The organism is Planctomycetaceae bacterium, assembly GCA_041398825.1.
In the GTDB taxonomy this organism is placed as follows: Bacteria; Planctomycetota; Planctomycetia; order Planctomycetales; family Planctomycetaceae; genus F1-80-MAGs062.
The window spans coordinates 237592-253795 of record JAWKTX010000008.1; the positions used below are offsets into that span (position 1 = coordinate 237592).

Annotated in this window: 9 protein-coding genes; 7 read left to right on the forward strand and 2 right to left on the reverse strand. The window is 53.4% G+C overall.

Annotated elements, in window-relative coordinates; all coding sequences use genetic code 11:
• Positions 1-109 precede the first annotated feature (109 nt).
• The 7 genes from R3C20_15900 to R3C20_15930 all read left to right on the forward strand — a co-directional run bounded on the left by R3C20_15900 (position 110) and on the right by R3C20_15930 (position 11380).
• Positions 110-5806 (forward strand): DUF3320 domain-containing protein, encoded by a 5697-nt coding sequence (locus R3C20_15900; protein ID MEZ6041986.1) that lies wholly within the window; start codon positions 110-112, stop codon positions 5804-5806.
• A 746-nt stretch (positions 5807-6552) separates the two neighbouring features.
• On the forward strand, positions 6553-7059 hold the full coding sequence (locus R3C20_15905; protein ID MEZ6041987.1) for a hypothetical protein: 507 nt from the start codon (positions 6553-6555) through the stop codon (positions 7057-7059).
• 76 nt (positions 7060-7135) lie between these two features.
• On the forward strand, positions 7136-8002 hold the full coding sequence (locus tag R3C20_15910; protein ID MEZ6041988.1) for a transposase: 867 nt from the start codon (positions 7136-7138) through the stop codon (positions 8000-8002).
• Positions 8003-8077: 75 nt separating this feature from the next.
• Positions 8078-8659, forward strand: a complete 582-nt coding sequence (locus tag R3C20_15915; GenBank protein ID MEZ6041989.1) for a hypothetical protein — start codon at positions 8078-8080, stop codon at positions 8657-8659.
• Positions 8660-8928: 269 nt separating this feature from the next.
• A complete protein-coding gene (locus R3C20_15920) occupies positions 8929-9876 on the forward strand; it encodes an RHS repeat-associated core domain-containing protein (GenBank protein MEZ6041990.1) in 948 nt (315 codons plus the stop codon).
• 49 nt (positions 9877-9925) lie between these two features.
• Entirely contained in the window at positions 9926-11038 is a 1113-nt protein-coding gene (locus tag R3C20_15925) for a hypothetical protein (GenBank protein MEZ6041991.1), read from the forward strand.
• Between the two features lie 57 nt (positions 11039-11095).
• Positions 11096-11380 (forward strand): hypothetical protein, encoded by a 285-nt coding sequence (locus tag R3C20_15930; GenBank protein ID MEZ6041992.1) that lies wholly within the window; start codon positions 11096-11098, stop codon positions 11378-11380.
• 45 nt (positions 11381-11425) lie between these two features.
• Here R3C20_15930 and R3C20_15935 read toward each other — a convergent pair whose 3' ends face one another.
• Together R3C20_15935 and R3C20_15940 are read right to left on the reverse strand one after the other, a co-directional pair.
• Positions 11426-15079, reverse strand: coding sequence for a WD40 repeat domain-containing serine/threonine-protein kinase (locus R3C20_15935; protein ID MEZ6041993.1), 3654 nt, complete (start codon positions 15077-15079; stop codon positions 11426-11428).
• A gap of 340 nt (positions 15080-15419) precedes the next feature.
• A complete protein-coding gene (locus tag R3C20_15940) occupies positions 15420-16037 on the reverse strand; it encodes a sigma-70 family RNA polymerase sigma factor (GenBank protein ID MEZ6041994.1) in 618 nt (205 codons plus the stop codon).
• Positions 16038-16204 lie beyond the last annotated feature (167 nt).

Here is a 16204-nt window from a genome sequence, read left to right on the forward strand (position 1 = left end):
TAGCATCAATTTCGCTGGTTATCAGAACTCTGTGCCTGTTTTGAAGTCGTTGAGCGTACGCAACAATGGCTCGTTTACGGCACGTGATCTAAAGCTATCCTGTGAAGTAATGCCCTCAGTTGCGCGGAGCCGTGTGTGGCACATTGATCGAATCGAACCTGAAGAAGAACTTGAGATCTTCGACCGTAAGATCGATCTCGAGCCTCAGTACTTGAGCGGGTTGAATGAAGCAGAACTCGGCCGAGTCGATTTGTGTTTGGTCGCCGCGGATGAGGAACTGGCCCGAGTCAGTTTCGATATACGAGTCCTGGCCCGCGATGAATGGGGAGGCTTTGCCTCTGGCCCGGAATTACTGGCGGCGTTTGTCATGCCAAATGATCCGGCCGTTGCTCGATTGATGAAGAAAGCTGGTGATACGCTTGGCCAACATGGACACTCGACGGCGCTGGATGGGTATCAGTCTCGCGACCTGCGTCGAGCATACATGCTGGCTGCTGCGGCATGGTCAGCCGTCGCTGCAGAGAAGCTAACTTACTCGAATCCACCGAGCAGTTTTGAGAAATCTGGACAGAAGACTCGTCGGCCATCTGTCGTGTTACAAAACGGCCTCGCAACCTGTCTTGATTCGACTTTGCTGTTTGCGTCTCTGATTGAAGGGATCGGCCTGAACTCAGTGATTGTCTTCCAACAAGGGCATTGCTTCGCAGGCGTGTGGCTTGCCGATACTACGTTGAAACATCTTATTGAAACGGATGTCAGCGAAGTCAGAAAGGCAATTACAGCGAAAGAGCTGATCGTCTTCGAGACGACTCTGATTACACAATCCCCTCCTGCTCGTTTTCAGGATGCTCAGGCCACGGCGGTCAAATCATTGAATCGAGAGAATGACGCCCGATTTGTTGCGGCCGTCGATATTGCAAGAGCGCGGTTGGCTCAGATCCGACCGCTCGCTTCGCACGAGTCAAATGAGAATCAGCCCACGGTTGCTGACAATCATGATTCTGGAACAGTGCCGCTTCCGAAAGTACCGGACCTCCCCGATCATCGAAGAATCGACCAGCCGGAAGAACTTCCGACGACTCCTCGAGGCCGCATCGAACGCTGGCAGAGCAAGTTGCTGGATCTGTCCCTACGCAACCGGCTCCTTAGCTTTAAGGACTCGAAACAGGTCGTGCCGTTCGTTTGTCCGGACGTGCCGCAGCTTGAAGATGCATTGGCTTCGGGAAAGAAAGTTCGTCTGATATCGCTGCCTGAGGAGAATCCAGTCGGTGAACGAGACGAGGCGCTCCATCAACGTGCGAATCGCAAAGACCTGAACACAGAGTTCGCACGCTTGGCGTTGGCTCGAAACGAACTGGCTTCACCGCTGTCGAAGAAGGAATTGGACGGTCGACTGATTGAGCTGTATCGCAAGACGAAAAATGACCTCGCTGAGGGTGGTTCCAATACTCTGTTTCTGGCCGCTGGGTTTCTCTCGTGGCGACGGGCAGCGGATAACGCGGTTTCATATCAGGCCCCTCTTCTGCTTGTGCCGGTGAAGTTGGTTCGAGCGACAGCAGCCTCTCCGTTTTGTCTTGCCAGTCATGAAGACGATGTTTGCTTCAATGCGACACTGATTCAGATGCTGAAGAAGGATTTTGGCTGTGATCTCACGGCTCTCGAATCGAATCTTCCCACAGATCAAAACGGTGTCGATGTTAGTCAGGTGTTTGAAATGGTACGGCGAGCAGTCCGTCAGGTACCCGGCTTCGAAGTCGTTGACGAAACGGCACTGTCAACATTTACTTTTGCCAAGTACTTGATGTGGAAGGACCTAACAGATCGACTTGAGCAGTTGACGCAAAATCGTGTTGTCCGCCATCTCGTGCAAAACCCCGACAAGGAATTTCAACCCGCAGTGTCGACACCGTTTCCACGCAATCGGGATATCGACAGGAAGTACCCACCCGGTCAGTTGGTTCATCCTCTTCCAGCGGATTCATCGCAGTTGGCGGCGATTGCTGCTGCGGATGCGGGGCACGACTTCGTGTTGATTGGGCCTCCGGGGACAGGAAAAAGTCAGACCATTGCAAACTTGATTGCGAATTGTCTGGCCAGCCGAAAGACTGTGTTGTTTGTTGCAGAGAAAACTGCTGCATTGGATGTAGTCTACAGGCGTCTAAAGAATCACGGACTTGGCGACTACTGTCTGGAGCTTCATTCGAACAAGGCGGAGCGGAAGAGCTTCCTGACGCAGCTCACGGATGCATGGAAGGCCAACGAGTACTCGAACGCGGACAGGTGGCTGGAAATCAGTGATCGAATGAGAATTCGAAGGGATCAGCTGAACGTGTACGTCGATGCTCTTCACGAAGAGCACTCGAACGGTTGGTCGGTCTTTCGTGCAATGGGCGTTTCAGTCAAGGGCGGTTCTTCGACAGTTGTTCCTCAAATCGATTGGCCGCCTACGATCAAACACGACAAATCAAAATATCAGGAGCTGGTTCGTTCGATCGAAGAACTGAGTCTGACTCGAAAAGAAGTCGGAGCCATACAGAAGCCTCCGTTTCTGACCATTCGAGAATGGTCTGCCGTCCGGGAAAAAGAGTTGTTTCAGGAAGCTGCCATACTGAGGAAAGCGGTAGCTCATCTGAGGCATACGTTACACGCATTTGCATACGGAATTGGTGTTGCCGATGTGTCTGATTCATCCAGCGATAAGCTTCAGGTTTATAGCAAGGTCGCCAAAGAACTGATCGCGACAGCAACCGAGAACTTCGGAATCATCTTTCACAAACATTTCGCCCAGCTTTCGATGCATGTGGATTCTCTGGAATCTTCGATTCGTGTGCTTCAGAAAGAGACCGCTCTGTTGAAGGCGGAGTACTCTGAAACTGTTCTTATGGAGATTCCGATCGATGAGATTGAGAAAGAATGGCGAGCGGCCAATACAAAATTCTGGCCTCTGTCGTTGCTGGCCAAACGACGCGTGCAAAAGTTGCTGCAAACCTATGCGTCGTCGGGGATGGCAGAACCTGCGACAGATCTTGCCGCCATTCGCAATCTACAACAGGAAATACAGCGAATTGACGCAAGTCCTCTAGCGAATCAACCGGTTCATTGGAAAGGTCGTGATTCCGACCCGGCAAAGATGCGTAGTCACCTTGCCAAAGGCAAAGAGCTCAAGCAAGCCGTCATCGAACTGGGCAAACACACGGGCCAACTGAATGTGATCTCTCAGAAACTACATCCCGTGCTTGGAAGAGACTCGTCGTCACATCCTGTCACCTTGGCTGCGAAACAATTTCTTGCAGCGATAAACGCCTTTGCCGAGTCCGTTCGAAAATTCCGTAATGTTGCAGGCGGCTCACCGATCACGAAAGGATCTCAGTCGATCATCGAAGATGTAGAGAACCAACTGGCAACTCTGGACGCCGGCAAAAGCTCATTGCGAAAGTGGATTGAATGGCACGAGATCACGGAACGCGTCACTCGACTTGGGCTCTCGTCCTTTGTGGCAGCAATGGAATCTGGAACATTGACTCCTGAAGAAGCTCCTGCGGTTTTTCAACTGGCATACGTCCGCTGGTGGCTTCCTACCGCGATCGACAGCAGTGACGCATTGCGAAGATTTCAACGCTACAAGCATGAGGATGCGATCCGTGAGTTCCGAGACCTGGACGATGAAGCGAGAGTTGAAGCGTCTCTCACGGTTCGACGAGAACTGAAACATCAACTGCCCGATCCGAACACGGTCCCGCGACAATCCGAATTGGGGATCCTGCGGCATCAGGCTCAACTTCAGCGGCCAAGCAAAACCATCCGAGAGCTTATCCGGAGTATGCCGACAAGCTTCGGAAAGCTCGCCCTGTCTTCTGATGTCTCCCTTTCGATCGCCCAGTACCTGCCGCCCGATCAGGCGATCTTTGATGTTGTCATTTTTGACGAGGCATCTCAGATCACTACGTGGGATGCCATCGGCGCTATCGCGCGAGGACGACAGACAATCATCGTGGGCGACCCAAAACAGTTGCCGCCGACCAACTTCTTCGGGCGTACTGAAGATGACGCGAGCAACGATGAAATGGAAGATCACGAGAAGGATCTGGAGAGCATTCTTGACGAGGTGAAGGCGTCTGGAATCCCCACGATGCAACTCAACTGGCACTATCGTAGTAGTCACGAATCACTCATCGCGTTTTCGAATTATCACTACTACGGAAACGAACTGATCACTTTTCCGTCTGCGGTCACTGCAGATTTAGGTGTTTCGCTGAAGTACCAGCCCAAGGGTTCTTTTGATCGAGGGAGAAGTCGCACGAATCGAGAAGAAGCTCGCGCGATTGTGTCCGACGCGGTCGGGCGTATGAAACGCTGGATGAAATTGACTGCGGAGGAGCGGCCTACGCTGGGTGTCATTACATTCAATAGCCAGCAGCAATCGCTGGTTATGGATCTGTTCGATCAGGCGCGCCGCAACGCGCCGGAGATTGAGTGGTTCTTTGACGATTCGCGCATCGAACCGACTGTCGTGAAAAACCTGGAGAATGTTCAGGGCGACGAGCGGGATGTGATGCTCTTTTCCATTGCGTTTGGTCCAGACGCAACAGGAAAGATTTCGCTCAACTTTGGAGCACTCAATCGAGCGGGCGGCGAACGGCGACTGAATGTGGCCGTCACTCGCGCCCGTAAGGAGTTGGTTGTCTATTCGTCGTTTCGAGCAGACCAGCTAAATGCCGACGGAGCCAAGCACATTGGTGTTCGCCATCTCAAGGAATTTCTGGACTATGCCGAACGCGGTCCCGTGGCGCTGCATGGTCAAGCCAAAGGTTCTATGGGAGGATTTGATTCACCGTTCGAAGAAGCTGTTTCGGAACAATTGCAATCTCGAGGTTGGCAAGTTGTTTCGCAGATCGGCGTTTCAGCGTTCCGAATCGATCTTGGAGTTGTCCATCCTGACAAACCAGGTACGTACCTGGCCGGGATTGAATGCGACGGCGCGACCTATCATCGATCGGCAACCGCTCAAGATCGCGATAAGATTCGAGAGCAGGTTCTACGACACCTCGGCTGGGAGATCGTGCGAATCTGGTCCACCGACTGGTGGGCGGACAGCGACGCAGCCGCCGAACGATTGCACATAGCGCTTACGGACCTCCTGGGGCGTAAACGCGAGAACGACCGACTGCGAGATGAGCAGGAAGCTGCCGAGCAAACAGAGTCAGAGTGGACTGACGACGAAGTCAGCTCGACTGAAGAGGTTCCCGAAGAAGAACCAGTAAGTGAGATTCAACATGATACGGACCGCCTGGTTCGCTATCGCCCGTTCGACGGCGACGGCTTTACAATCCAACCAGAAGCGTTCTTCGACAAAGACTACACCGAAACTCTGAAAGCCCTGACGCTGGCGGCTCTGGAAAAGGAATCTCCTATCCGGGAAGACATCCTCTGTCAGCGAATTGCCCGACTGCACAACATTAGCCGAACGACCAGCAGAGTGCGTGATCGTGTCTTGTTTCTGATTCCACAGGTTGCATCCACCGACGAATCGTCTGGTCGATTCTTGTGGTATCCTGGCACTCCGATTGAAACAACCGACTATAGACATCCCGACACGGAAGAAAGTCGGCGCTCGGTAGACCAAATCTCATTGGCAGAACTTTGTGACTTTGCGATCAGTCATAATGATATTCTGAAGGAATCTAATTCCGCCGTTGGACTGGCAAGGAAACTTGGTATCGCGAGGTTAAGCGCTTCGGCAAGAGACCGACTTCAGGAAGCAGTCAACCGAGCTGCTGAACTCTTTGTCGAACGAAGTCAAATTTAGCCTAGAGACATTTCTCCGCCAAACCAGACGCGACTTGGTTGTCGACGGGCTGGTTGATACAAGTGCCATATACACAGATGGAAAGGGAGCATATCTGACGTACGAAAATGCGCTAGATCTTTTCCAAACGGAATGACATACGAAGCTCAGTTTAGTAAGCCTGGATGTACTACTGGTGTCTGTAGACTGTGCTTGCTAACTGGTTGTGTGGATGTGGTTCTAAATGAAGCGAAGACGTGTCTTAACGGTGGCTATTGCAATATGCTGCATGTTGCTGTTCATTCTATATGCTTCTCTGCTACTTGACCACAATCGGTGGCACATCGAACAGCGTGCTGTGGAAGCGAGTATCGAAAGCCTGCGCAGCAGAGTGCCACACGGTTGTCCACCGAATGCCTGGTCAAACGCCGTTGGCAGGCTCGATGCTGTCTTTTCGAACGTTATCTATAATGAGGACGATCTATCTTTAGACGGCCTAATTGAACTGAAATTAGATCTTCAGCATCAGCTTGAAGAGGGCAAGGTGGACCCCGCCTTGCTCACTGCCATCTTTAATCGCATATGTAACTGTAATGATGTAACGCGAGCGGAAGGTCGTCGGCATCAAAAGGACTTCAATGAGTATTTGGACCTCTGCAGAAGGAGTCGCGATAAGGGGACACTCTGAATTGTTGAGAGAGTGGGATTCTTCGACTTAACGATTACCGGGTCCAATTCGGGACAATTGCGTAGTCGGTGTCGCACCAGTGACCAGTCAGTTGACGGGAGCCGATCATACAGGTCTGACGGACGAATCGTTCTGGTATGACAGCAACGGCAACCGTCTGACGAGCGGGTCGACGGTGACTTATTCCACCGATGATCACAACCGCATTCTGTCCGACGGAACATTCACGTACGCTTACGATGCGGAAGGCAATCGGATATCGAAGACGGAGATCTCCACCGGCGAGGTGGTGGAATACTCGTGGAGCCATGTGAATCAGTTAACGGCGTTGACGTACAAAGACGCGAACAACACCGTGACAAAGTCGGTGACATATCGTTACGATGCTCTGGGGCGACGCATTGGCAAGAGCGTTGACGAAACGGGAGACGGCATCGTGGATCGCAGCGAGACCTACATCTATGACGGGGCCGGCTTATTGGCCGATGCATTGGGATCGATTCACATCAGCGGCCCGAATGGCGAAACGAGGATGAACAACGGAAGGATGAACAACGGGGCCATCCACCTGATGTTGTCCTGGTGAGGCGGAATGTTTAGAGTTCTGTTGCTGTTGTCAACGGGCGTTTGTCAGGGTTGTCGATGTGAAAGGGAGAGTCAGGATGCCACGAGCGAATCGGCGGGACGTTCTGGCGGAGGGTGAGATTCAGGTTGTTCATTTCGTGAATCGGTGCGTTCGGCGGGCCTTTCTTTGTGGAAAAGATCCGCTCACCGGGGTCGATTACGAACATCGTCGCGAGATGATTCGGCAGCGGCTGGAGTTCCTGGCCGGAATCATGGGCATCGAAGTGCTCGGCTACAGCGTGATGAGCAATCATCTTCACTGCGTCTTGCGCAGCCGGCACGATGTTGTGGTCACGTGGTCGGACAAAGAGTTGGCGCAGAAGTGGTGGGCGTTGTGTCCGGCTCGCAAGCAAAAGGATGGCTCCGCGGCCGAGCCGACCGAATTCGAAATCAATGCGATTAAGAACGACAGGCAAAAGCTAAAGGACGTGCGAATTCGGTTGAGCAGTATCTCATGGTTTATGCGGTTCCTGTGTGAAAAGGTGGCTCGCGAAAGCAACAAGCAGGATGAATGTACGGGCCGATTCTGGGAGGGTCGCTTCAAGGCTCAGGTGCTGGCCGACGACGCGGCGATCCTGGCGTGCATGCAGTACGTCGACCTGAATCCCGTGCGAGCCAAACTGGCGAAGACACCGGAGGCAAGCAACTTCACCAGCGCTCAGGACCGTATCGCAGACGCGAAGACGGCCGATGAGGTTTCGACAGCGGACGCTCGCGACAACCGCATGGAGCACGGTGAACGAGCCGGGTGGCTGGCCCCGGTTGCATTGCGCCCAAAACCTCGGCCAGACATTCCTCCAAAGCAGCGGTCGATGAGACCAAGCCTGGTCGCCAGCCTGGCCGCATCACTCTCCTTAGAGAGACCAGAGCCTTCGTCGCACCTATGCGCTATTACCGACCCGTAGCAATCTCAGGCGCTACGAACACACATCACCCCCGTACGCCAACAACCTGCACAATGAAACAGGATTCATATGGATATGAACCCGTATGAAAGCCCGCAGCAGACATCCGGGGGAGTTGCAGATTCCGCTCACTCAAAAGCAATTGCGGTCTATCGCTTGCGACTGGCAACGATCCTTGGAATCAGCCTTCCTGCGATCATGTACGCATTCTGGGTTTGGCGCAGCATTGTGGCCATTAACGAACGCCTTGAGGAGGCAAAAGCCGAGCCATTCCTGTACGGCGCAATAACCCGCCGCTGCCTCGACATCCTGAGCCAGGGAGTCCTGTTTGCCGTATCAATCGCAGCCGGATGGTGGCTCGCATTTCCGTTGTACCAATCGACCTGTCGATTGATCCGCCGAATCTTCGTACAACGTGCCCCCGAGGATGTATGGTGCGCGGCAAGTAACCAGGCACTTTGGCCACTGCCATACGCAGCCGCAGGTGGTTCCATCACATGGTTCCTGTATGAGTTCACCCTTCCACATAGCACAACGAATGATGTCCTCTGTGGCACGATTGGCAATGTATTTGGCGCGTGGTGCTACCTCACGTTGCTGGTTTCGTGGATCAAGGTTGCTCGCAAAACGCCAAAGACAAACCAGCCGACGACCTGATGGTCTCAACGATCGACGCACAACAATTCGCACAGACACAGTGAGACCCACAGCTTCGACGGCGAGGTCGCACTTGTGCCAGAGTACGACGGCAAATCACCAGGAATCGACTTCCGATAGAGGTGGAGAGAGCGATAAGGGGACATTCTGGAGAGAGCGATAAGGGGACATTCTGAATTATAGCATGGCGTTGAAACATCGCTCGAAATCTGAATCACCTATTCTGGCACTCACGCACAGAGACTCTCGGTTCTGATCAGGACACAATAATGGGAACCACAATCTTCGTCTGGGATCCAGTATTTGACTGTGTGTCCCATGAATTGGACGGCACAGGAGCAGTCAAAGCCAGCTACACGAACGAACCGCAGCAATACGGCGGAGTCATCAGCCAGCACCGAGACGGTACCACCAGCACCCTCCACGCCGACGCCCTCGGCAGCACCCGATTCCTCACGGATGAATCTGGTGCTATCACTGACACCTACCTCTACGACGCCTGGGGAAACACCGTCGCAGAAACCGGCACAACCACCATGCCATTCAAATGGGTCGGAAAGTACGGCTACTACGCTGACGAATCAACAACGCAGGTTTACGTCAGAGCAAGGATGTATCAGCCGACTGTGGCAAGGTGGATCAGTATTGATCCGCAATTCGACGAAACGAACGTGGCGTTTGCTTACGGAACGAATCGTCCGGTAAGCCATCTTGATTCTTCGGGTCTATTGACATGGGAGTCACTAACACTGGAAACCGGCCCGTGCGGAATGTACCACTGGCCGGTCAGGTTTATTCCTGAATCGGAACGACAGGGCTGGATCCTCCAGGAGGTGTCGTTTTGGTTTGATATCGGTCAATGTGATTCGGCTGTTTCAATAAAGAGCCAACCCTGCAGGTCCGGAAAGATCACCGGCAACTCTGGTGCCGTCGAGCTGCACACATATTGGGAGATCTGGTACGTGACGAAGTCCGGCGATATCGCGACAGCTGGACGACTACGTCGCAGCCCATCGAAGAATCGGGTGTTTGACGAGAAGAGTGCTGTTGTCGGGGGCGGAATGGACTATTTTGGCTTTAATGGCGGGGCTGACACCTGCGTCGAGGAGACGGCCTCTACTCAAACGGGAAAAGTGTACTTCCTGCGTGGCAATATAATACCGCCCGAGTTTTTAACTCAGTCCGGCAGACCCCTTGCCGCACGGTTTTGGGGTTGAGATGTCATTCAACCCAAAGAACCTATACACGTGCAAGAAGTAATCGGACATGACCTTCAAAAAGAAGTTGTTACTGACAGCCTTCCTGTTCTTTGCACTCACTTATGGTTCATGGACTGCTGTTCGTGTTTGGGTCAGACTTCGCGCCTATAGCAAGTTAAGCCAAATAGCCAGTTTTCGAAGCGAAGCGGACAAGGAATTGGCTGCAGACGGAATTCAAGTGCTGTATGAAGCTAATGGGAACAAAATTGCGTTTTCCAATTGGAGTGGAATTCGGATCCAATTGGGTGACGATTACGATGCAGTGCCGCAGTTAGATATTCAGAACCGTTTTTGCCCACATGAAATTAGATGCGTCAAAATCATTTCGGGCCGACCGTACGGACAGCGAGAACCACAAAGTCTGTTGAAACAGGAAGACTTCGATCAGTTCTCAATCTGTAACGACTTGAGCTATCTCGAGCTCAGTGGAATGGCTATTGACTCTTTGGATATATCAGACGACTTTCCTGACCTAAAAGAGTTGGTGATTGAAACAAGCTGTGTCGTTGGGACACTGAGGCTTGGTGTCCGAAGTGGTCTGACTAAATTGAAGTACTATTCGGATGGAGGCCCGGCACCAGTAGATTTGGTTGATGTTTTGTCGCATGCATCATCATTGCGTTCCTGTGACTTGTCCGGACAGTCAGTTCCAAAGACTGTCTTGACAGCAGTCCAGCGTTTGCAGGATCTGAGATGGTTAACTCTTAAAGGAAGTATTGTTCCAGCTTCCTGGCTGAGCCGCATGGCTTGTCGAGATTCGCTGGAGGTGCTTCGCATTGATGGCGTCGACGCTGATGAGGCTCTTTGTGAGACGTTACGCTCGATGGTGGAGCTGCGTGTTCTGGATATCAACATTGACGGGTTAGCCGACGGAGATTTCGGCGAATTGTTCAATTCAGAAAATTCGATCGAAATGCTGATACTGCGTTCTCCGCTAGTAAGTGATGATTCTACAAAGGAGCTGACGAAGAATGATTTACTGCAGCTAAGAGACAACAAGAAGTTGAAAGTTCTCTCGATCCCTGAGACAGCAATTGATGCAGATGTATTGAACGAGATTCGACTTCTGCGACCTGACTTATGGATTCAAGTGGCGCGCGTTCGCGATGTTGAGATTTAGAACCGCCTGCACGCAGCACCTCACCTGGCTTGCACTGCATTTCTGAATTCGATTCAGTTGATTGGTGAATACCGCACAGGAACGAACTGGTACCGACAGACTTACACCTACGACCCAGCTGGCAACAGGACACTGAAGAATATCGACACGGTTCAAACAACATATGCGTACGGCGTTGCGAACCAGCTCGTGTATGGGGAGGCTTCGACGGACAGAACAACGTATGTTTACGATCAGGACGGCAATCAACAGGTCGAAGTCCCTGCCGCTGGCAATAGAACGACGACAACCTGGAATTGCGAGAAGGACGGGAGCTCCGGGGGAAACTCATTCGCCCGGTGAATGCCGATTCCGAATGCCATCAGAACAAGTCATCTGAGGGCGATGTCATGGGCGGCTGTTCTGGGGCCGGTCGGTGAGGGACCAGTCCAGATCCATGTCTGCGAGTTGTTGTCGCACATACTGCAGATTCCACACGTACATCGATTCCGTCTTCCCGCCGGTCCCGCAGGCGAGGTAGTTCTGATCGGGGCTGAACGCGAGGGCGAAGGTGGCTTCGGGGCCGGCTGCGGAAAACGATTCGCCGTATGGATTCTGGAGCCACGCAAGAGTCCTGAACGGGCTGGTTTGCACCAGTCGCACCCCTTCTCCGTCCTGAAGCGCAAGCATCGATTCATCCTGAGTGAAGGCTCCGCGTCCGAACCCGGAGTTAGACAGTGGTATTTCACAATTGAGTTGCCAGTTGCTGGTATCAAAGATCATGGCTTTTCGGCGCGTCGACAGCAACAGCCACCTTCCGTTCGGGCTGAACAGGGCGTCGGCGCTCACAGCTCCCGGCAATTGGTATTCGAAGACGACCGTATGGTCTGAATTCTGAAGGACGCGGACGGTGTCCAGATGTTTTCCAGCGAGCGCGTACAGTGAGCCATCATCGGAGGTTTCGATAATCCATTCATCCGGATGGGAAGGAACTTCTGCTCCCAGTTGCATGTCCGCGTCGGTCAGTGTTAATTGCTGAACTCCCCGATTCGAAGTGTGAATCAGGCCACTTCTGCTGTCCCGCGTCAGATCAAATGTTACTGTGGTTGACGATGATACCGACTGACGTGACGCAGACGCATCCATGCTGTTTCCGTCCGCAAAGTGTCGGCAGTTCCACCGAGCAAAATGTGAGTGCCCGGAACAGTACAGAAAGCGATCGTCCTGAGCGAATTGACACTGCACGGTTTTGCTTTCGAAAGGCAGGACGTACCGGACTTCACCCGAAGGCCAGTCGCGGATCACGACCTGATCTGCCGCCGTATGCGCGAGCAATGTTGATGATTGGTTAAACGCAGCGTCATAGATTCCAAAGTCACCGCTCTTCCATCCCAGAACTCGACACGCGATCGAATCTGCGACGCGCCAACGCCCTACTGACACACCCGTATCCTGCAATGCGATTCGCAGCCCGTCCGAACTGAATCGTGAGGCATACCGTTCAACACGGATGACCTGCTGACCCGACCACGGATTCCAGAATCGGCTGGTATCATCCCATGCGTTTGACATCAGCAGTTGATCGTCCGGACTGAACTCAACACGCAGAGCCTTGCTGGTGTGTCCGGAACATGTTGTGACGGGGCCAGCACGTTGCTCAAGATTCCAGACATAGACCTGATGGTCGTAGCAGGCTGTCGCAAGATACCGGCCACTATGACTGAAAGCTGCGTCTGCGACATACTGCGTGTGTTCCAGAATCTCCATGGGATCAGTCGTCTGAAGGTCGAAAACACCGACCTTGTTGTTAAGGCCGATGACGACACGACTGTCGGCGGCTGAAAACCGGATGAAGGCGGGTGAGACATCGACTGGCCGGATTCCGACAACCCTTCTCATCTCCAGATTGAAAATCAGGATCTGATTTCTGCCCGGAAAAGCGGCCAGCTTACTGTCACCACTGAAAGCGATCGATCGCGAATACCATTCCGCATCGACAGAAACCGCTGGCAGAATCACTGAGCCATCACGCGTATCCCAGATTTCTATTGCACAGCCCTGGTACGAGTGCCGTCCCAGAATCGCGACATACCGATCATCCGGGCTAAAACAGGTGAACGGCGGATACGTGTGGGACCATCCGTTCGAGAAATGCGCAACGGTCTCTCCGTCTGCCACTGTCCGGATCTCAATCCCCGTTGAACTGGAGATCCTGGCATAATGCTCGATCCGCGAATCAAATCCCCATCGGTTGAAGGGGCAGTAGGTGCCTTCATCTTTTCGATCAACCTCCAGAGCGATGTCGGCAAGGCCCATGCACGCGATGGCCTCGTTCCGGAGTTTCATGACGTCATCATCGTCAACAGCAATCTGATCTCGCAGCGCCGAGGCATTGGAGATCGCTTCCAGTCCGTCAAAGCGACGGCCTGGTCGATGACTTTCCCGACCGGAGCCGGCACGTGCCGCGTAGGCATCAAATAGATTCAGGGTTGCCATTCTGTTGGCAGATCGCTCGCGTGCTTCGGCATCAATGGCTCTCCCGAGCGATTCCGTTAGTTTCGACTGGCGATGGCTGAGTTCGATGACGGAGTAGGTCGAAACAATGGCAATCATCAGAAGCAGTGAAAACGCCAGACAGCTGAGTGCCGCAACAGTTGGGTTTCGACGGCACCAGAGCTGTATGCGTTTCAGGGACGACGAACGGCGGGCTACGATTGGCTTCGCATCAAGAAAACGTCGCAAATCCAGGGCCATATCCCGAGCGGACTGATATCGCAGACCGGGGTCGGCCTGGGTCGCTTTCACGACGATGGTTTCGAGATCCTGTGGAATATCCGCGGCAATCGTTCGCGGTGCAGGACACGAAGTCGTAGTGATCGCATGAATGAGCGTGGCTCGATCTGCGTTGGCAAAAGCAGGCTCGAGGGTGAGAAACTCATACAGTGTCAGGCCAAGGCTGTAGACGTCACTTCGCCGGTCGTTGCTACCGCGAAATCTCTCGGGCGCCAGATATCGCAGCGTACCGACGATGTCGCCGGACTGCGTCAGTGCATCAAAGTCTTCGTCGAATCGATTGTCGTGCGAATCGGTGGTATCGCCGGCCTTCGCGAGTCCGAAGTCCGTAATCCAGATACCACCTTCGATATCCAGCATCAGGTTCGCCGGTTTAATGTCCCGATGCAGTACTCCCTGCATGTGGGCAAAATCAAGGGCATCGGCCACGCTGGCCATGAGTTCGGCAATGCGTCTGTAGAGGAGCACATTTGAGATGCGTCCGGAGCCGGACGGCAGCACAGAAACTGACGAGGCAGCGGATCCGCCGGACTGGGGGGCTGGTGAGCGTGAAGTTGAGGAAACATTCTGGCCATCGTTAATGTCTCGTCCCATGACCAGCGAATTCGCGATGACATGACTTTCTCTCGTCGCTGCATCCGTGGCAGAACGACCGTCAGGGGCTGCTGCGGTCCGGCCGGTCGCCGGTGTTGACTGAGAGGGCGACCTCGCCTGGATGTGCGAATGATCTTTTGCCCTCTGGATGTGCCGCAATTCCTGAAGCACTGAGTTCAGACTTTGGCCGTGGATAAACTGCATGGCCAGAAAGTGGATGCTGTCTGCGTAACCAACGCCGTAGACGGGAACGATGTTTGTGTGGTGCAGGGAAGCTGCGATGCGTGCTTCGCGCTGGAATCGTCTGGCCTGAGTGTCGCCTGGAGTCACCTGCCACGGAAGCAGCTTGATCGCGACATGCCTGCCCAGAGATTCCTGAATTGCCTCGTAGACAACTCCCATGCCTCCGCGACCGATTTCGCGAATAATACGATAGTCGCCCAGTCGATTGAGTTTCTTTCCGTTTGAAGTCATCACCCCCGCATGACGATGCGGCGGTTCGGACACCTCAGCCTGTTCCATCATGGCAATGGCCGGAAACAGTTCACGGATCTCGTTCTCCAGCTCGGGGTGACGCTGGACGAACTCAGAAAGCGATGGATATTCACCCTTCCGCTTTCGGCTCAGGAATTCGTCCATCATCGGGCCGAGTTTGTCGTCATTATCCGAGGACATCGTGCACCACTCTTCGATCTGCGTCTACGCTCTATTCTCTGTGATCCATGAAGAAGTTCAGAAACGCTTTCTGCCCATCCGAACCATTGCCTCTCCCAAATGCTGAGGCCCGAACCGACAAGGGTCATACTGCGAATACACTCCGTCTTTGTACAGTATGATGCCGATGCCAAATGCAGAAATTTGACCTGGACGAATACCGTCGTAGATAATGCCGTCGCAGGGTAATGCCGTCGCAGGGTAACACTTTCGCAGAAGGGCGTTTGTATCCTGAGGCGAACTAAATTCAGATCATTCGAAACAGGGGACCTCTCATTCCGTCAGGAGAACGGGCATTCCGTCAGGAACGCAGTCCCTGCTCCGGGCTGAGCAGGTCTTTCAGTCTTCGAATCGCCCGCACATATCGCTTGTAAGCCGCCTGAGATTCGACACCCAGTACCTGAGCGGCTTCGTTGTTGTCCAGTTGTTCAAAATGCCGAAGAGCGAGAATCTCTCGATCGTTTTCTTCCATCGAATTCAGAGCGTCCTGAATCTGTTGCCGCAGCTCAGCACGATTGGCCGCGTTGCTGGGCGAAGAAAACGGCCCGACCAGTTTGGCGGCAAGCGCGGCTGACGACGCTTCCAGGCGGCCGCTGGTATCAATCGAGACTTCTCGCCCGGCATCGCGGGCCTGCGTTCCAAGATGAAAGCGATGCAATTGCGCCAGTTTCTGGGTGGTCAGAAATCTCAACCAGACAAACGGGCTGACCTCGGGATTTGCCTGATATTCAGTAAATCGCTGTGTCGCATCGATGTACGCATCCTGAATGACATCCGACGCATCGACGCGTCCATTCAGTCTCCGGTCCAGGCGCAGGCAGATCATTCTGCGCAGACGATCGCGATGATTCGCCAGCAATTCACCCAAATCGACTTCGGCCAGCCCCGGCTGTACGTTCTCAGGTCTGTCGTGCGTCATTTCCTCCTCCTTCCTGAACGAGTACTGCGGAATCGTCAGGATCTTGTACAGCCAAAACAGACTCAGCCGAAACAGACTGGTTTTCTCTGTACGACTCACACGTCAAACCGCAGTACCACATTCAGGATCCATGGTTCATGGTGTCGAACCTCCGGGGCGATCGCGAG